The organism is Streptomyces sp. NPDC014991 (genome assembly GCF_043080665.1).
Lineage (GTDB): Bacteria > Actinomycetota > Actinomycetes > Streptomycetales > Streptomycetaceae > Streptomyces.
Genome location: NZ_JBIBVY010000001.1, coordinates 160,579 through 177,442 on the forward strand (window position 1 = coordinate 160,579; position 16,864 = coordinate 177,442).

The 16,864-nt window shown below is 73.6% G+C and carries 14 protein-coding genes; 8 read left to right on the forward strand and 6 right to left on the reverse strand.

What is annotated here, in order from left to right:
* The 3 genes from ACF1BE_RS00710 to rsmH form a co-directional block, all read right to left on the reverse strand.
* On the reverse strand, positions 1–1,965 hold the full coding sequence (locus ACF1BE_RS00710; RefSeq protein WP_392196797.1) for a peptidoglycan D,D-transpeptidase FtsI family protein: 1,965 nt from the start codon (positions 1,963–1,965) through the stop codon (positions 1–3).
* 5 nt (positions 1,966–1,970) lie between these two features.
* Positions 1,971–2,525, reverse strand: a complete 555-nt coding sequence (locus tag ACF1BE_RS00715; protein ID WP_392196798.1) for a septum formation initiator family protein — start codon at positions 2,523–2,525, stop codon at positions 1,971–1,973.
* 91 nt (positions 2,526–2,616) lie between these two features.
* Positions 2,617–3,573 (reverse strand): 16S rRNA (cytosine(1402)-N(4))-methyltransferase RsmH, encoded by a 957-nt coding sequence (rsmH, locus tag ACF1BE_RS00720; RefSeq protein ID WP_392196799.1) that lies wholly within the window; start codon positions 3,571–3,573, stop codon positions 2,617–2,619.
* A 362-nt stretch (positions 3,574–3,935) separates the two neighbouring features.
* On the opposite strand from rsmH, the gene ACF1BE_RS00725 reads away from it, so the two are divergent.
* The 4 genes from ACF1BE_RS00725 to ACF1BE_RS00740 all read left to right on the forward strand — a co-directional run bounded on the left by ACF1BE_RS00725 (position 3,936) and on the right by ACF1BE_RS00740 (position 9,609).
* Entirely contained in the window at positions 3,936–4,547 is a 612-nt protein-coding gene (locus tag ACF1BE_RS00725) for a beta-class carbonic anhydrase (protein ID WP_392196800.1), read from the forward strand.
* A 249-nt stretch (positions 4,548–4,796) separates the two neighbouring features.
* Entirely contained in the window at positions 4,797–5,873 is a 1,077-nt protein-coding gene (locus ACF1BE_RS00730; protein WP_392196801.1) for an AAA family ATPase, read from the forward strand.
* Positions 5,873–7,231 (forward strand): DUF58 domain-containing protein, encoded by a 1,359-nt coding sequence (locus tag ACF1BE_RS00735; protein WP_392196802.1) that lies wholly within the window; start codon positions 5,873–5,875, stop codon positions 7,229–7,231. Before ACF1BE_RS00730 ends, ACF1BE_RS00735 begins: the two co-directional genes overlap by 1 nt.
* Positions 7,228–9,609: a DUF3488 and DUF4129 domain-containing transglutaminase family protein gene (locus ACF1BE_RS00740; protein WP_392196803.1), complete on the forward strand. Its 2,382-nt coding sequence runs from the start codon at positions 7,228–7,230 to the stop codon at positions 9,607–9,609. Before ACF1BE_RS00735 ends, ACF1BE_RS00740 begins: the two co-directional genes overlap by 4 nt.
* 196 nt (positions 9,610–9,805) lie before the next feature.
* On the opposite strand, the gene ACF1BE_RS00745 is transcribed toward ACF1BE_RS00740, so the two are convergent.
* From ACF1BE_RS00745 to ACF1BE_RS00755, 3 genes are all read right to left on the reverse strand, one after another.
* Positions 9,806–10,183, reverse strand: a complete 378-nt coding sequence (locus ACF1BE_RS00745) for a DUF3040 domain-containing protein (protein ID WP_392196804.1) — start codon at positions 10,181–10,183, stop codon at positions 9,806–9,808.
* A 278-nt stretch (positions 10,184–10,461) separates the two neighbouring features.
* The gene (locus ACF1BE_RS00750; RefSeq protein ID WP_392196805.1) at positions 10,462–11,286 is read right to left on the reverse strand and encodes a methyltransferase; all 825 of its coding nucleotides are present in this window, start codon (positions 11,284–11,286) and stop codon (positions 10,462–10,464) included.
* A gap of 193 nt (positions 11,287–11,479) precedes the next feature.
* The gene (locus ACF1BE_RS00755; RefSeq protein ID WP_392196806.1) at positions 11,480–12,073 is read right to left on the reverse strand and encodes an SAV_6107 family HEPN domain-containing protein; all 594 of its coding nucleotides are present in this window, start codon (positions 12,071–12,073) and stop codon (positions 11,480–11,482) included.
* Positions 12,074–12,235: 162 nt separating this feature from the next.
* Here ACF1BE_RS00755 and ACF1BE_RS00760 point away from each other — a divergent pair, with 162 nt between their 5' ends.
* The 4 genes from ACF1BE_RS00760 (at position 12,236) to ACF1BE_RS00775 (ending at position 16,839) form a co-directional block, all read left to right on the forward strand.
* The gene (locus tag ACF1BE_RS00760; RefSeq protein WP_392196807.1) at positions 12,236–13,087 is read left to right on the forward strand and encodes an ATP-binding cassette domain-containing protein; all 852 of its coding nucleotides are present in this window, start codon (positions 12,236–12,238) and stop codon (positions 13,085–13,087) included.
* A complete protein-coding gene (locus ACF1BE_RS00765) occupies positions 13,059–15,143 on the forward strand; it encodes a YhgE/Pip family protein (RefSeq protein WP_392196808.1) in 2,085 nt (694 codons plus the stop codon). The genes ACF1BE_RS00760 and ACF1BE_RS00765 overlap by 29 nt, the downstream gene beginning before the upstream one ends.
* Positions 15,144–15,190: 47 nt before the next feature.
* On the forward strand, positions 15,191–15,820 hold the full coding sequence (locus ACF1BE_RS00770) for a TetR/AcrR family transcriptional regulator (RefSeq protein ID WP_392196809.1): 630 nt from the start codon (positions 15,191–15,193) through the stop codon (positions 15,818–15,820).
* Between the two features lie 416 nt (positions 15,821–16,236).
* Complete coding sequence (locus tag ACF1BE_RS00775; RefSeq protein ID WP_392196810.1) at positions 16,237–16,839, forward strand: DUF4126 domain-containing protein; 603 nt, start codon at positions 16,237–16,239, stop codon at positions 16,837–16,839.
* Positions 16,840–16,864: the final 25 nt, after the last annotated feature.

Here is a 16,864-nt window from a genome sequence, read left to right on the forward strand (position 1 = left end):
TCAGGGCTTGTAGTCGACGGGCAGGTTGGCGGCCTTCGCTCCGGTCGGCGGGATCTGGAGGGTCTTGAGGGCGAACTCCATCACCTGCTTGTAGATGGGACCGCAGATCTGACCGCCGAAGTAGCTGCCGGCGGTGGCGTTCTGGATGGCGCAGTACACGGTGACACGCGGGTTGTCCGCGGGGGCGAAACCGGCGAACGACGAGGTGTAACCGCGGTAGCGCCCGGTGGCCGGATCCACGCGGTTGGCCGTGCCGGTCTTGCCCGCGACCCGGTATCCGGGGATGCGGGCCTTGATGCCGGTGCCCTGCTCGTCGTCCACGACCGACTCCAGCATCTGGGCGACCGCCTTGGCGGTCTTCGCGCTGACCACCCGGGTCTTCGCGGGCTTGCGGGCGGGGGTGAAGCGCCCGTCGGCGCCCTTCGTGCCGCGCACCAGGCTCGGCTCGACGCGGACCCCGCCGTTGGCGATGGTCGAGTACACGGAGGCGGCCTGCATCGCGTTGATGGAGAAGCCCTGGCCGAAAGGAATCGTGTACTGCTGCGAGGTGGACCACTTCTGCGGCGGTGCGAGGATGCCGCGGGTCTCACCGGGGAAGTCCAGCCCGGTGTAGTCGCCGATGCCGAACCGGTGCAGGTAGGAGTGGAGGATCCGGTTGGCCTCGGGCTGGGACCTGCCGAGTTCGCCGGTGGCCAGGATGGTGCCGATGTTGCTGGACTTGGCGAGCACGCCGTTGAGCGTGAGATACCAGGTGGCGTGGTCGATGTCGTCCTGGAACAGGCGGTCGCCGCGGTGCAGCCGGTTGGGTACGACGACGTGGGTGAGCGGGGTCGCCACCTTCTGTTCGAGCACGGCCGCCATGGACATCACCTTGGCCGTGGAGCCGGGCTCGTAGGCGTCCTGGAGGGCCGCGTTGCCCATGGCGTCGCCGTCGGCCTTCGGCAGGTCGTTCGGGTCGAAGCCGGGCGAGTTGGCCATGGCCAGGATCTGGCCGGTGCGGGTGTCCTGGACGATGACGTACCCGCGGTCCGCCCGGGACTTGCGCACCTGCTCGGTGATGGCGTTCTGCGCGGCCCACTGGATGTCCCGGTCGATGGTCAGCTCGACGTCGGATCCGGGCACGGCCGGCGTCTGCGTCGATCCCACGGTCGGCACCTGACGCCCGCCCGACTGGGCGTAACGGACCTCGCCGTCCTTGCCGGTGAGCTGCTTGTCCAGTTCCTGCTCGATGCCGCCGCCGCCCCGGCCGTCGGCGTTGACCCAGCCCAGTATCCCGGCGGCAAGGTCTCCGTTGGGGTACACGCGCTGGCTGCTGGGGTCCGCGAAGACACCGGCCAGCACGTTGGCGGTGTGCCCGTCCGTCCCCGCCTTCTTGGCGAGCGCGGCCTTCAGGTCCTTGATCTGCTTCCAGACCTGCGGGGTCTGCCGCGCGGCGAGCCGGGTGTAGCGGGAGTTCCTGTTCGCGGGCCGCAGCTTCTTGACGAGCGTCGCCTGGTCCTGGCCGAGGATCGGCGCGAGCAGCGCGGCGGCACGCTCGGGGCCGTCGCCGGTCTTCAGCTGCTTGGCGGTGAACATCGTCGGGTCGGCCGTGATGTCGTAGGCGTCCTCGCTGATGGCGAGGGCCACGCCGTTGCGGTCGGTGATCCCGCCGCGCGCGGCGGCCAGGGTGTGCACCACGTAGCGGTTCTGCTCGGCCCGGGCCGCGTAGGCGCTCGCGTCGACGGCCTGGACCTGGAGCAGCCGTACCACGAAGGCGAGCATGACCAGGGTCAGGCCGAGGCTGACCAGGCGCAGCCGGGGCCGGGGGCTGCCGAGCCGGAGGGGGCGCGGGGGCATGGGCCGGGCCCCGGCGGGACGGCGGGCCGGACGGGCGCCGGGCCCGGGCTGCCGCCGGTCGGCGCCCCGCGGCCGGGGCGGCCTGGCCGGTCCGGGCACGCGGCGGCGGGGCGGTTGCCTGTCGGACACTTCCGTCACCTGCCGGGAATCGGGGTGGGGGCGGGCTGGGGGGCGAGAGGCGGCGCGGTTGCCGGGGCGGGCACCTGGGGGCCGTCCGCCGGGGGCTGGGCCGGCGGGGCGGTGGGCGTCGCGGTGGGGGTCTGGGGAGGGGCCGCGGGGAGGCCCGCCGCCCCGGGGGCGAGGGGATCGGAGAAGACGGCGGACTCGGGGGCGGGGCTGGGGACGCCGCGCACGGTACCGCCGGGGCCGAGGAAGGCGGGGTCGCCGCCGGGGACCATGCCGAGTTCCCGGGCGCGGCGCTGGAGGGCGTCGGGAGACGAGTAGGCGTCGATGTCCCGCTGGAGGGACTGCTCCTCGTCGGTGAGGTTCTTGGTCTGTTTCTGGAGATCGGCCAGTTTGAAGGAGCCTTCGCTGAGCGCGGAGTTGAGCACCAGCAGCCCGATGAGGCCGCCGCCCAGGAGCAGGACGACGAGGAGGACGAACGGGGTGCGGGCCGCCCGGGCGCGGCCGGCCGGGAAGAGCCGGGCGAGCCGGGCCGCCCTGCCCTTCAGCTGGGGTTTCCCGCTCATCGCTCCTCCCGTGTCCGGAGGTGACCGGTCCCCGGGCGCGCGCCGGGAACCGGTTCCCGGCGCGTGGGGGGAACCCACCGACCCGTCTGGCTCACTCGACGTCCTCCCTGATGCGCTCGGCGCCCCGCAGTCTGGCCGGGGCGGCCCGGCGGTTCTCGGTGATCTCTTCCTCGGTGGGAAGTTCGGCACCACGGGTGAGCAGCTTGAGCCGTGGCTGGTAGCGCTCGGGCACGACCGGCAGTCCGGGCGGCGCGGTGGACGCCGCTCCGGCCGCGAGCACGTGCTTGACGAGCCGGTCCTCCAGCGAGTGGTACGACAGCACGGCGATCCGGCCGCCGACGTCCAGGGCCTTCACGGCGGCCGGGACCGCCCGCTCCAGCACGGCCAGTTCGCCGTTGACCTCGATACGCAGCGCCTGGAAGGTGCGCTTGGCCGGGTTGCCGCCGGTGCGCTTGGCGGCCTGCGGCAGGGCGTCGCGGATGAGTGTCACGAGCCGGGCGCTGTTCGTGAACGGCTCCTTCGCCCGCTCGCGGACGATCGCGGAGACGATCCGCTTGGCCTGCTTCTCCTCGCCGTACGCGCGAAGGATGCGCACGAGTTCGCCCGCCGGGTAGGTGTTGAGGACCTCGGCGGCGCTGATGCCGGCCGTCTGGTCCATGCGCATGTCCAGCGGCGCGTCCTGGGCGTACGCGAACCCGCGGCCGGCCTCGTCGAGCTGCATGGAGGAGACGCCGAGGTCGAACAGCACGCCCTGGACGCGCGGGATGCGGAGCCGGTCCAGCACGTCGGGCAGTTCGTCGTACACGGCGTGCACGAGGGTGGCGCGGTCCCCGTACGGTGCGAGCCGCTCGCCGGACAGGCGCAGCGCCTCCTTGTCGCGGTCGAGGCCGATCAGCCGTGCCCCGGGGAACCGGGCCAGCAGCGCCTCGCTGTGGCCGCCGAGCCCGAGCGTGCAGTCGACGACCACCGCTCCCGGGCGCTCCAGGGCGGGCGCCAGCAGGTCCAGGCACCGCTGGAGCATCACCGGGACGTGTCGACTCTGGCTCAAGGGGGCCTCTCAGGATCCGGCGCGGCCGGTACGCACCGCCGGGTTTCCGCCGGCTCGTGGAGGGGCGGCCTGCCGGCGCCGGAAGCGTCGGCCGGCCGGGAGCGGGAGGAGGCCGAGCCGTACGTACGCGCCCGCGCACGTGGGGGAGACGGTCCGGGCGTGTGCCGGGGTCTGTCTTCGGGGGTTTCACCAGCAGGGAGAGTCACGCCTCCCGCTTCGCGCCACTTTAGTCCACCGTGTCTCGCGGTCAATCAACCGGCCTGCGCGTCGTGCGCCGCGGCGAAACCAGGGCGACCGTTCGAACCGATTCACCCGTTCGGTCCGGGTCCGTCCGCCTGTGGGTTGGCTCACAACAAGCCGCGATGGCGTTCTTTGTCCCCTCTCACAGCAGGCCGGAATGCCACGTGACCAGTAACGTCGTCCTCATGACGACTTCCGCAGCAGTGCCCACTGGATCCGAAGGCGCCATAGCTCAGGGCGCCCACGTGACCGACCGCCTGGTGGAGGCCAACCAGCGGTACGCCGAGGCCTTCACCGACCCGGGAATGGACGCCCGTCCCGTGCTCCACGTCGCCGTGGTGGCCTGTATGGACGCCCGTCTCGACCTGCACAAGGCGCTCGGCCTCCAGCTCGGAGACTGTCACACGATCCGCAACGCGGGCGGTGTGGTCACCGACGACGTCATCCGGTCCCTGACCATCAGCCAGCGCAAGCTGGGCACCCGCAGTGTGGTGCTGATCCACCACACCGGCTGCGGACTGGAGGCCCTCACCGAGGACTTCCGCACCGAGCTGGAGATGGAGATCGGCCAGCGGCCGGCCTGGGCGGTGGAGTCCTTCCGCGACGTGGACCAGGACGTGCGCCAGTCCATGCAGCGCGTGCGCACCTCGCCCTTCCTGCTGCACACCGACGACGTCCGCGGCTTCGTCTTCGACGTGCGCACCGGCCGGCTGCGCGAGGTCGACCCGGCCTGACCCGGGCACCGGCCGGCCGCCCCGGAACACGTCCCGCCGCACACGTATCGAAAATGTGGTCGAAAAACGCCGTAAGGCCGACATCGTGCGGGCAGTTGTCCACAGGCGAGTGACACGAATCGGTAACGGCAGCAAGAATGCGGGATGTGGCATCACGCGGAACCTTTCCCGCGTGGTGTCCGTGTTTCGGGGTGGGCCGGTCGCGCATCGATAGCGTCGGCCCGGAAAGTACGGGCCGAGGAGGGCCGGGTGTCGACCTATGACGATCCAGCGAGCCATGGGGGCGCCCCCGCCCGGGCGTATGCGGGGGCGGGGGATGACCTGACCGCCACCGTGGAGCGGGTGCGCGCCTCGGTGGAGGGCGTGATCGAGGGCAAGCCCGAGGTCGTGCGGCTCGCGCTGACCGTGCTGCTGGCAGAGGGTCACCTGCTGCTTGAGGATGTTCCCGGCGTGGGCAAGACGATGCTCGCCAAGGCGCTGGCGCGGTCCATCGACTGCTCGGTGCGGCGCATCCAGTTCACGCCGGACCTGCTGCCCTCGGACATCACCGGGGTGTCCATCTGGGACCAGCAGCGCCGGGACTTCGAGTTCAAGCCGGGCGCCATCTTCGCGCAGATCGTGATCGGTGACGAGATCAACCGCGCCTCGCCCAAGACCCAGTCCGCGCTGCTGGAGTCCATGGAGGAGCGGCAGGTCACCATCGACGGGCAGACGTACGAACTGCCCAGCCCCTTCATGGTGGTGGCCACCCAGAACCCGGTCGAGATGGAGGGCACCTACCCGCTGCCCGAGGCCCAGCGCGACCGCTTCATGGCCCGCGTCTCCGTCGGCTACCCGAGCGTGGAGGCCGAGTTGCGGATGCTCGACGTGCACGGCGGGGTCAGCCCGCTGGAGGACCTGCGGCCGGTGGCGCACGCGCACGAGATCGTGAAGCTGACCGAGGCCGTGCGCGAGGTGCACGTCTCCGACGCGGTCCGGCGGTACGTGGTCGAGCTGGTCGCCGCCACGCGCACCCACCCCGACCTCAGACTCGGCGCCTCCCCGCGCGCGACCCTGCACCTGCTGAGGGCCGCGAAGGCCTCCGCGGCCCTCGCCGGCCGGGAGTACGCCCTGCCGGACGACGTCCAGGAACTCGCCGTCGCCGTCCTCGCCCACCGCCTGCTGCCCACCGCCCAGGCCCAGCTGAACCGGCGTACGGCCGAGCAGGTGGTGCTGGAGATCCTCCAGCACACCTCGGTGCCCGCGGTGCCCGGGCAGCAGAGCGGCTTCGGCGGCCTGGGCCGGACCATCCCGGCCTACCCCCAGCGGCCTCCGCGGAGGCTGTGATGGACGCCGGGGGGGCCGGACCGGTGGACACCGGCCGCGGGGAGGCGGGCGGCGTCCGTACGGCCCTGGCGGGGCTCACCACCCGTGGCCGCTCCTTCCTGGCGGCCGGGATCGCCGCCGCGGTCTGCGCGTACGTGCTGGGCCAGAGCGACCTGCTGCGGGTCGGGCTGCTGCTGGCCGTGCTCCCGCTGGTCTGCGCGACCGTGCTGTACCGCACGCGCCACCGGGTGGCCGCCGCCCGCCGGCTCTCCCCCGGGCGGGTGCCGGCCGGCACCGAGGCCCGGGTGAACCTGCGCATGGACAACGTCTCCCGGCTGCCCACCGGTCTCCTCATGCTCCAGGACCGGGTGCCGTACGTCCTGGGGCCCCGGCCCCGGTTCGTGCTGGACCGGGTCGAGCCGGGCGGGCGGCGCGAGGTGTCCTACCGGGTCCGCTCCGACCTGCGGGGCCGCTATCCGCTGGGCCCGCTCCAGCTGCGGCTCACCGACCCCTTCGGCATGTGCGAGCTGACCCGCTCCTTCTCCGCGTACGACACCCTGACGGTCGTCCCGCGCGTGGACCCGCTGGCCCCGGTCCGCTTCAGCGGCGAGGCTCAGGGGTACGGCGACGGACGGCAGCGCTCGCTGGCCCTGGCGGGCGAGGACGACGTGATCCCGCGCGGGTACCGCTACGGCGACGACCTGCGCCGGGTGCACTGGCGGTCCACCGCGCGCTACGGCGAGCTGATGGTGCGTCGCGAGGAGCAGCCCCGGCGCGCCCGGTGCACCGTGCTCGTGGACACCCGGGGCGGCGCCTACGAGGGCGCGGGCCCGGACTCGGCCTTCGAGTGGGCGGTCTCCGGTGCCGCATCGGTGCTGGCGCACATGCTCGAACGCGGCTTCTCGGTACGGCTGCTGACGGACAGCGGCAGCGCGGTGCCCGGCGAGGGCGCCGACGGCTTCGCGGGCACGGGCCAGGAGACGGCGGACGCGGCCGGACTGATGATGGACGCCCTCGCCGTGCTGGACCACTCCGACGGCACCGGTCTGTCCCGGGCGTACGACGCGCTGCGCGGCGGCGACGACGGGCTGCTGGTCGCCTTCCTCGGCGACCTGGACGAGGAGCAGGCCACGACGGTCGCCAGGATGAGCCGGCGCAGCGGCGCCGTCGCCTTCGTACTGGACCCCGACACCTGGACGCGCGAGACGACCGACGTGCCCCGCCCCGGCGGGGCGCACGGTGAGCGGCTGCGGATGCTGCGTGAGGCGGGCTGGACGGCACTGAGCGTGCCGCGCGGTGCCTCGCTGGACGGACTGTGGCGGCAGGCGGACCGGGAACGCTCGGGCCTGGCCGCCGTGAGCGGGGAGGCACGGGGATGAGCGGACGGGCACGGCTGGCCCTGAGCGCGGCGGCGGCCACGCTGCTGACCTCGTGCGCGCTGCTCCCCCTCGTCGACCAGCCGACCTGGCTGCTCGAGCTGGTGCCGCTGCTGGCGGTGCAGACCGGGGTGGGCGCGGCGGCCCGGCGGGTGCCGCTGGGCAGGCCGCTGACGGTGGCGGCGCAGGCGCTGGCCACGCTGGTGCTGCTCACGCTGGTGTTCGCCCGGCAGCACGCGTTCGCGGGGCTGGTCCCGGGCCCGGACACCTTCCGGTACTTCGCCGACCTGTTCCGGCAGGGTTCGGACGACGTCGGCCGGTACGCGATACCGGCGCCGCTGCACGACGGCATCCGGCTGATGCTGATCGGCGGCGTGCTGCTGATCGGTCTTCTGGTGGACACGCTGGCGGTGACCTTCCGCAGCGCCGCCCCGGCCGGGCTGCCGCTGCTCGCGCTGTACTCGGTGGCCGCGGGCCTGTCCGACGGCGGTGCGGACTGGCTGTGGTTCCTGGCGGCGGCGGCCGGCTATCTGATGCTGCTGCTCGCGGAGGGCCGGGACCGGCTCGCCCAGTGGGGCCGGGTCTTCGGCGGCGCGCCCCGCACCCCGGGCGCCTCCGAGGGCGGGCCCCTCGCACCGGCGCGCACCGGGCGCCGGATCGGCGCGGTCGCGCTCGGTGTGGCCCTGACGGTGCCGCTCGCCCTGCCCGCGATGCACGGCGGGCTGCTGGACCGCGCCGGCACCGGCGCGGGGGTGGGCGACGGCCCGGGAGCCGGAGGCTCCGCGGTCAGCCTGCTGGTGTCGCTGCGCGACAACCTGAACACCGATGACGACCGCCGGCTGCTGTCCCTGCGGACCGACACCCGCGACGTCTCCGACCTGTATCTGCGGATCGTCTCCCTGGACGACTTCGACGGCACCACGTGGAAACCGGCCCAGCGGCACGTCGTCGGCGTGCCGGGCAGCTTCCCCGACCCCGTCGGCCTCGGTGACGACGTCAGACGCGGCACGGTGCGCACGACCGTCACGGCCGCGGACACGTACGCCCAGGACTGGCTGCCGATGCCCTACCCGCCGAGCGGGGTGAGGATCGCCGGGCGGTGGCGGTACGAGCCGGTCGGCATGGCCCTGGTCGGCGACCACGGCCAGACCACGCGCGGCCAGACCTACCGGGTGACCAGCCTGGCCGTGCGGCCGACCGCGCGGCAGCTGGCCTCCGCGCCGCAGCCGCCGGCGGCCCTGCGGCGCGAGTACACCAGGGTGCCGTCCGCGCTGCCGGAGGTGGTGGCCCGTACCGCCCGGAAGATCACCGCGGGCGCCGGCAGCCACTACGAGGAAGCCGTCAAGCTCCAGGACTACTTCGCCGTCACCGGAGGCTTCCAGTACGACACCCAGGTGCAGGTCGGCCGGGGTCCCGGGGCCATAGCGAACTTTTTGAAGAAGAAGCAGGGCTTCTGTATCCACTTCTCCTTCACGATGGCGGCGATGGCGCGCACCCTGGGCATCCCGGCCAGGGTCGCGGTCGGCTTCGCGCCCGGCACACCGCAGGCCGACGGCACGGTCGCGGTGAACCAGAAGGACGCGCACGCCTGGCCCGAGCTGTACTTCGAGGGTGTGGGCTGGACCCGCTTCGAGCCGACCCCGACCCGCGGCACCACGCCGTCGTACACCCAGCCGGACACGCCCGGGAGCTCGCTGCCGCAGGAGTCGCTGCCGTCCGGGAAGACCTCCTCGGCGCCCTCGGCGGCGGCCTCGCCGAGCGCGGGCTGCGCCGGCGAGCCGCGCCGGCCGGCGGCCTGCGGCAGCGCGTCCGCGGTGGCGGCCCCGCACCGCGGGGGTGACGGTCCCGACCCGTGGTGGTGGCTGCCGGCCGGGCTGGGCGGGCTGCTGGTACCGGTGGCGGCGGCGTCGCCGCTGCTGTGGCGGAAGCGGAAGCGCGCGCTGCGGCTGGGCGGGCACGCCAGGACGCCGGAGGGCGCGGCGGCGCACACCCTGGCGGCCTGGCAGGAGCTGACGGACAGCGCCTGGGACCACGGCATCACGCCCGACGAGTCACTGACCCCGCGCGGGGCCGCCGCCCGGCTGGTCCGGCTGGGCCACCTCGATCCGGTGGCCGGGGCCGCTGTGCACCGGGTGGCGGACGCGGTGGAGCAGGTGCTGTACGCGCCCCGGCCGCGCCCGGCCCCGGGTGCTGCGGAGGACGTGCGCCGGGCGACGGAGGCGCTGCGGGCCGCGGTCGGCACCGGGACGCGGCTACGCGCGCTGCTCCTGCCCCGCTCGGCCGTCCGCGTGCTCTGGACCATCTCGGCCCGCTGGTCCGCACTGCGAACCCGGACGGCCCTCCGGCCGAGGCTGCGCCGACCGTCGGGACAGGAGGGCTGAGCAGACACGGTCTCCGGGCGGCCCTCCGGCGGTGCTGCGGCGGCCGGCGGGGCTGAGGGACGCGCCCTGGGTGCGTCCACCGTGTGCGGGGCGGGGCGCCCTCCGGGCTGGGTGCCACGCGCAGAGGGGCGGCCACCCGGTGGTGGCCGCCCCTCTGCGTCTGTCTGCCGTGGTCGGTGCCGCTGCCACGCGGCGGTCAGTGGCCTTGTTCGTCCCGGCGGCGCTGCCAGCGCTGCTCGATCCGGTCCATCACGGAGCGCTTCGGCCGCACCTGGTGGGCGCCCGGGGGCTGCTCGCCCGGCTTCGGGGCCTTGCGCCAGCCGGTGACGGCGAGCACGGCACAGCCGAGCATGACGAGGAAACCCACCACGCTGACCCAGATCAGCTGGGCGACCATTCCGGCCATGAGGAGCGCGATACCGACGAGGAAGCCCGCGACCGCCTGGTAGACCCGCCGCCGGGTGTACGTCCGCAGCCCGTTTCCCTCAAGCGCTGACGCGAACTTCGGATCTTCGGCGTACAGCGCTCGCTCCATCTGCTCGAGCATGCGCTGCTCGTGCTCCGAGAGCGGCACGGAGTCCTCCTCATCGTGCAGTCGCCGGGGCGACCCGGGGGGTCCCTTCAGGATAGGCAGGGAATCGCCCCCGTGAAACCCGCCCCTCTACGCCAATTGGCCAACCGGAGTCCGTCATGGCTGTCCCGGCCCACTGAGGCTTGCATTCCCCAGCGGCCGACCCGTCATGCCGGGCGGTGTACCTCGATCATACGGCGCAAACCCCTCGTTCGGGGGGCTTGTGGCGTACTCCATCCGCCGCCGAGGGCCTGATCAGCGGCCGGTCACGGCGGTGCCGCTCAGGCCCGCGCGGCAGCCGTCGTCTCACCGAGTACGTGCAACTGGGTGGCGACGGAGTGGAACGCGGGCAGCTCGGCCGCCGCGGCCTCCAGCTTCAGCAGTGCGTCGAGCGCGCCGGGTTCGGTGTCCACGAGGACGCCGGGTACGAGGTCGGCGAAGACGCGCACGCCGTGCACCGCGCCGATGCGCAGACCGGCGCCCTCCACGAGCCCGGTGAGCTGCTCGGCGGTGAAGCGGCGGGGCATCGGGTCGCCGGTGCCCCAACGGCCGTCGGGGTCCTGAAGGGCCTGCCGGGCCTCGGTGAAGTGACCGGCGAGGGCACGGGCGAGCACGGCTCCGCCGAGGCCGGCGGCGAGCAGGCTGAGAACCCCCTCGGCGCGCAGTGCGGCGACCGCGTTGCGCACGCCCTCGGCCGGGTCGTCCACGTACTCCAGGACGCCGTGGCACAGGACGGCGTCGTAGCCGCCGCGTTCGACCACGTCGAACAGGCCGTGCGCGTCGCCCTGGACGCCCCTGACCCGGTCGGCGACCCCGGCCTCGGCGGCGCGGCGCTCCAGCGCGAACAGCGCGTTGGGGCTGGGGTCGACCACGGTGACGCGGTGGCCGAGGCCGGCGAGGGGCACGGCGAACTTGCCGCTGCCGCCTCCGGTGTCGAGGACGTCCAGCGCGTCCCGGCCGGTTGCCTTGACCCGGCGGTCGAGGGCCTCCTGGAGGACGTCCCAGACCACGGCGGTACGGGCGGAGGCGCGGGGACGAGGAGGGTCGGAGCGCGGCGACGTCGTGTGCGGGTGGGGGGAGACGGGCGGGCGCATCGGGTCCGACACGGCAGTTGACTCCTCGGCAGGGCGAACGCTTCAGGCGACCTCCACCCTATGGCCTCGACAGCGTCCCTGGTCACCGCACGAACCCCGACCCCCGTCCCCCACACCCCGTCCACCGGCCGACAGGCCCTCGGAGGGCGGCAGGGGGCGACGGGTGACCCGACGGAAGCCCGGGGTCCGGTCCGGTGAGAGTGGGTCAGCCCGTGGGCGGGAGACCGCCTGCTCCTTCCCGAGCGTCCGGACCGGCCGCGCCGGCCGGGTCGTCCGGGTCGGTCCCGGGATCCCGGCGTGGTGCGGGCAGGACCGGCTGGAGGACCAGCATCCGCTCCACGATGCGGAGGAACATCGCGACGTCTCGCATGAGGTCGTCGGCGTCCCGCTGTCCGGCGGCGCCCTGGATGCCCGCCTCGGCGCGGGCGCGGCGCGCGGCGCCGGAGGCGAACAGCGCGCTCCACTCGGTCAGCTCGGGCGCGACCTCCGGAAGCACCTCCCAGGCGGGGCGGATGCGGGCCCGGCGGCGCGAGGAGGTCTCGGGGCGTCCCCGGGCGGCGAGCACGGCCGCGGCGGTGCGCAGCGCGGCCAGGTGGGCCGCCGCGTACCGCTCGTTCGGCGTGTCCAGGACGGAGGCCTCGTCCAGTCCGGCACGGGCCTGAGCGAGCAGATCCAGAGCGGCGGGCGGGGCCGTGGCCCGGCGGAGCACGGGGTGCACGTCGCTCGCCGGGCCGGTCAGTGAGGGTGCAGGGCCGGCGGCGCGGCGCCGGCGGGCGGCGGCTGCGGACGGGTGGGCCATGACGAACCTCCTGTCGTCTGGGTGACGGCACGTATGCCGTATGTACCCATCGTGAGGTGTGCCACTGACAATCCGTCCTGACCTGGCCTTTTGCCTCGATCGTAGGTTCGGGCGTATTTTTGCACTGACCAGTCAGTTCAATTTCATGGGGCAGGGGGGCGCGTGGACGGCACGGACGGCACGGCCGGCGCGGACGTCAGGGCCGGGGGCCTCGGACTCAGGGGGCCACGGGGGTGGGCCTTCCGCGACATCACCGTCGAGGCGGAGCCCGGCTCGCTGGTCGCGATCGAGGGACCGTCCGGCTCCGGCCGCACGTGTCTGCTCCTCGCACTCACGGGACGGATGAAGCCCACCGAAGGAGTGGCCGCCGTCGGCGGTTTCACACTTCCCCGGCACATGGCGGCCCTGCGCCGCGTCAGCGCGGTGGCCAACGTGGCCGGCGTGACGGATCCGGAACCGGCCCTGACCGTCGGGGAACACCTGCGTGAGCGGTCCCTGCTCCAGCGCCGGTTCGCCGGCTCCCTGCGCGGGCTGCTGCACCCCCGGGCCCGCCGCGCGCACGAGGCCCGGCTGCGCGTGGACGCGGCCCTGGCCGCCGCCGGACTCGACGTCGAGAGCCTGCCCAAGGGTTCCCGCACGGCCGTCCGCGACCTGGAACGGCTGGAGGAGCTGCGCCTGTCCGTCGCCCTGGCCCTGATCGGCCGGCCCCGGCTGCTCGGCGTGGACGACGTGGACATGAAGCTCTCGGACGCCGAGCGCGCCGAGGTGTGGGACCTGCTGCGATCCGTCGCGCGCGGGGGGACGACGGTCCTGGCGGTGTGCCGCACCGCTCCCGGGGACTGCGTGTCCGTCTCCACCCTGCGCAGCGACGACACCGGCCACGAGACGACCGGCTCCGGCGCGGGCGACGACCACGACGGCGACGCCGGGAACGGCGACGGAAGCGGCCCGCAGGACGTATCCGAGGACGCGAAGGAGGACAGTGATGCGCTCACCGAGGCTCGCCGCGCTTGAACTGAGGCGCTTCGGGCGCGGGAAGCTGCCGCGCGCCGCCCTGGTCGCGCTGCTCGTGCTGCCCCTGCTCTACGGCGCGCTCTACCTGTGGTCCTTCTGGGACCCGTACGGCCGTCTGGACCGCATCCCGGTGGCCCTGGTGAACGACGACAAGGGCGCCACGGCGGGCGGGAAGAAGATCACCGCCGGTGACGACATCGTCGGCGGACTGCGTGACAGCCGGACCTTCGAGTGGCACGAGGTGAGCGCCGAGGAGGCCCACGCGGGTGTCGAGGACGGCACGTACTACCTGTCGCTGACCATGCCCGGCGACTTCAGCCGGCGTATCGCGTCCAGTTCGGGCGACTCCCCGGAGACCGGCGCCCTACAGGTGCGCACCAACGACGCGAACAACTACATCGTCGGCCAGATCTCCCGCACCGTCTTCAACGAGGTGCGCTCGGCGGCGTCCAAGAAGGCGTCCCGGGGTTTCCTCGACAAGATCTTCGTCTCCTTCTCCGACATCCACGACAAGACCGTCACGGCCGCCGAGGGCGCCGACAAGCTGAACACCGGCATCGGAAAGGCGGAGAAGGGCTCGAAGGACCTCGCCGACGGACTGCGGACCGCCAAGGACGGCAGCGGCAGGCTGGCCAAGGGCCTGAAGAAGCTCGACACGGGCTCCGCGGACCTGGAGGACGGGTCACGGCAGGTCGCCGACGGCACCCGGCGACTCGCCGACCGGGTCGACGGGGTGTACGCCGAGGCAGGACCGTTCCTGAAGAGCAACGAGAGGACCGTCGCAGACACGGCCCGGCTGGTCTCCGACTCGGCCAGGACGGTCAAGGACAACCTCGACGTACTGGTGAAGCTCGCGCCGGGCGCGGCGAAGACCGCCCACGCGTCCTCGGCCGTCATCGACGAGGTCTACCGGGCGCGGTGCGAGAGCGCGACCGTCCCGGACCCGGCCTGCCCCGACCTGAAGCGGGTCAAGCGGGCCGCCGCCGAGGTGGCCACCGTCGCCGACGACCTCAACACGCTCATCGCCGACCAGGACGGCGACCTGAAGACGATGCGGGACAACCTCGGCACGCTCCGGAAGCAGGCCGACGCCCTCGCCGCGCGGGCTCCGCACCTCTCCGAGGACGTCGAGGACGCCGTCAAGAAGATCAACAAGCTGAACACCGGGGCGCAGCAGGTCGCCGCCGGGGCGGAGAAGCTGCACACCGCGCTCGGCACCGCGCACACCGGCGCCGACAAGCTCGACCAGGGCATCGGGACGGCGAAGTCCGGCGCCGAGACCCTGAACGGCGGCCTGTACAAGCTCTCCGACGGCTCCGGCAAGCTGGCCGGCGGGCTGCACTCCGGCGCGAAGAAGATCCCGGACTACGACAAGCAGGACCGCGACCGGCGCACCGGCGTGATGGCCGACCCGGTCCAGCTGGCCTCCCACGACCTGCACCAGGCCCCGAACTACGGCACCGGGTTCGCCCCGTACTTCATCCCGCTGTCCCTCTGGGTGGGCGCGATGGTGGCCTACATGCTGATCGCGCCGCTCAACCGGCGGGCCCTCGCGGCCGGCTCGTCCGCCTGGCGGATCGCGCTCGCGGGCTGGCTGCCCGTGGTCGCCGTGGGGGTGCTCCAGGTGACCGCGCTGATGGCCGTGCTGCACTGGGCGATCGGTCTCCAGATGCTCCGGGCGGCCGGCACGATCGGCTTCCTGTTCCTGGTCACGGCCTGTTTCGCGGCGATCGTGCAGTGGCTGAACGCCCAGTTCGGCGCGGCGGGCCGGATCCTGGTCCTCGCGCTGCTGATGCTCCAGCTGACCTCGGCGGGCGGTACCTATCCGGTGCAGACCAGCCCGGGCTTCTTCAACGCGATCCATCCCTTCCTGCCGATGAGCTACATCGTGGAGGCGCTGCGCCGGCTGATCACGGGCGGTGGACTGGGCCCGGTGTGGCAGGCGTGCGCCGTGCTCACCGCGTTCACCGCGGGCGCTCTCGCGCTGACCGCCCTCGCGGCCGGGCGCCGCCAGGTGTGGACGCTGGACCGGCTGCACCCGGAGCTGAGCCTGTGATCCCCGGAAAGCACGTGCACGCGCGCGTACCTGTGAGAATCGGGGCCATGGAAAGCAGCAGCGCCAGGTCCGGCGGCAGCACGCGCCGCGAGGCCACCCGCCAGAAGCTCTACGAGGCGGCCGTCACCCTCATCGCCGAGCAGGGGTTCTCCGCGACCACGGTGGACGAGATCGCCGAGCGGGCCGGGGTCGCGAAGGGCACGGTCTACTACAACTTCGCGAGCAAGTCCGTCCTCTTCGAGGAGCTGCTGAGGCACGGCGTGGGCCTGCTCACCGCCTCCCTGAAGGAGGCGGCCGAGCGGACCGCCGCCGAGGGCGGCGACAAGGTGGACGCGCTGGACGCGATGATCCGCGCGGGCCTGGTCTTCATCGACCGCTACCCGGCCTTCACCCAGCTGTACGTCGCCGAGCTGTGGCGCACCAACCGGGCCTGGCAGTCCACCCTGATGGTGGTGCGGCAGGAGGCCGTCGCGGTGGTGGAGGGGGTACTGCGCGAGGGCGTGGCGGCCGGGGAGTTCAGCGAGGAGATCGACGTGCAGCTGACGGCGGCGGCGCTCGTGGGCATGGTGCTGGTGGCCGCGCTGGACTGGAAGTCCTTCCAGCCGGAGCGTTCCCTGGACGACGTCCACGCGGCCCTGTCCCGGCTGCTCCAGGGCCGGGTCAGCGGCAGGGTCTGAGCGCCCAGGCACACCGGGGGCGCCCGGGCGCGCGAGGAAGGCGCCGGTCCGTCTCCGGACCGGCGCCTTCCCCTTCCCCGTACTCCCCCGTCGCTCCCCCGTACTTTCCGGACTTCCCCGTACGGGTCTCCCCGTGCGGGGAAGCCCGTACGGACCCCCGTGGTGGTCTTCCCCGGGACCCCCGTGTCTCGCTCCCGCCGACGGATCGGCGGAAGGAGCGGCCTGCGGGCGTGCACCGTTCCGCCGCCCCGTGCCGGCGGTGCCGGGTCACGCCCCCTGCCGTGGACACCACTCTCCCGTCTCCGGGGCCGGCTTCCCATCCGCGCGCATACTCATCCGGAGGCCTGAGTACGTGTACTCAGCCGTCCGTGCACAGGCCCACGACACCGGACCGGCGCCTGGCTACGATCGGTTCCGTGTCCGTACTCCCCCTGGTCTTCACGAGCGGCTGGGCCAGCGGTATCAACGCCTACGCGGTGGTACTGCTGCTCGGCCTGTTCGGCGTGACGGGTCTGAGCGACGACGTCCCGCAGGCCCTTCAGAGTCCCCAGGTGCTGATCGTCGCCGGCGTGCTGTTCCTGTGCGAGGCCGTCGCGGACAAGGTCCCGTACGTCGACTCGGTGTGGGACTCCGTGCACACCGTGGTCAGGCCGGCCGCCGGCGCCTGGGTCGGGGCGCTGCTCGCCGGCCACAGCGGCTCGCTCCCGGACGTGGCGGCCGGCCTGATCGGCGGGTCGACGGCGCTGGCCAGCCACACCGTCAAGGCCGGGACGCGGATGGCGGTCAACACCTCACCGGAGCCGTTCAGCAACGTCGTGCTGAGCCTCGCCGAGGACCTCGGGGTCGGCGGCATCGTCGCGCTGGCGATGTTCCACCCCGCGGCGGCGGCGGTCATCGCGGCCGTCCTGCTGGCCGGCGGGCTGCTGCTCCTGGTGTTCCTCCTCTCGCGCATCCGGCGTTTCCTGCGCCGCCGGGCCCGGCGGCGCGCGGAGCGGCGGCCGGTCACCCGGGTCCCCTGACCGGCACCGCGGCCGCCCGGCGGAC

Bases quoted from the DNA above. Each gene is read 5' to 3' on its own strand.
- ACF1BE_RS00735 (WP_392196802.1), top strand. From the start codon at position 5,873: ATGGACGCCGGGGGGGCCGGACCGGTGGACACCGGCCGCGGGGAGGCG.
- ACF1BE_RS00755 (WP_392196806.1), bottom strand. From the start codon at position 12,073: ATGGCCCACCCGTCCGCAGCCGCCGCCCGCCGGCGCCGCGCCGCCGGC.
- ACF1BE_RS00740 (WP_392196803.1), top strand. From the start codon at position 7,228: ATGAGCGGACGGGCACGGCTGGCCCTGAGCGCGGCGGCGGCCACGCTG.
- ACF1BE_RS00715 (WP_392196798.1), bottom strand. From the start codon at position 2,525: ATGAGCGGGAAACCCCAGCTGAAGGGCAGGGCGGCCCGGCTCGCCCGG.
- ACF1BE_RS00725 (WP_392196800.1), top strand. From the start codon at position 3,936: ATGGCGTTCTTTGTCCCCTCTCACAGCAGGCCGGAATGCCACGTGACC.
- ACF1BE_RS00765 (WP_392196808.1), top strand. From the start codon at position 13,059: ATGCGCTCACCGAGGCTCGCCGCGCTTGAACTGAGGCGCTTCGGGCGC.
- ACF1BE_RS00770 (WP_392196809.1), top strand. From the start codon at position 15,191: ATGGAAAGCAGCAGCGCCAGGTCCGGCGGCAGCACGCGCCGCGAGGCC.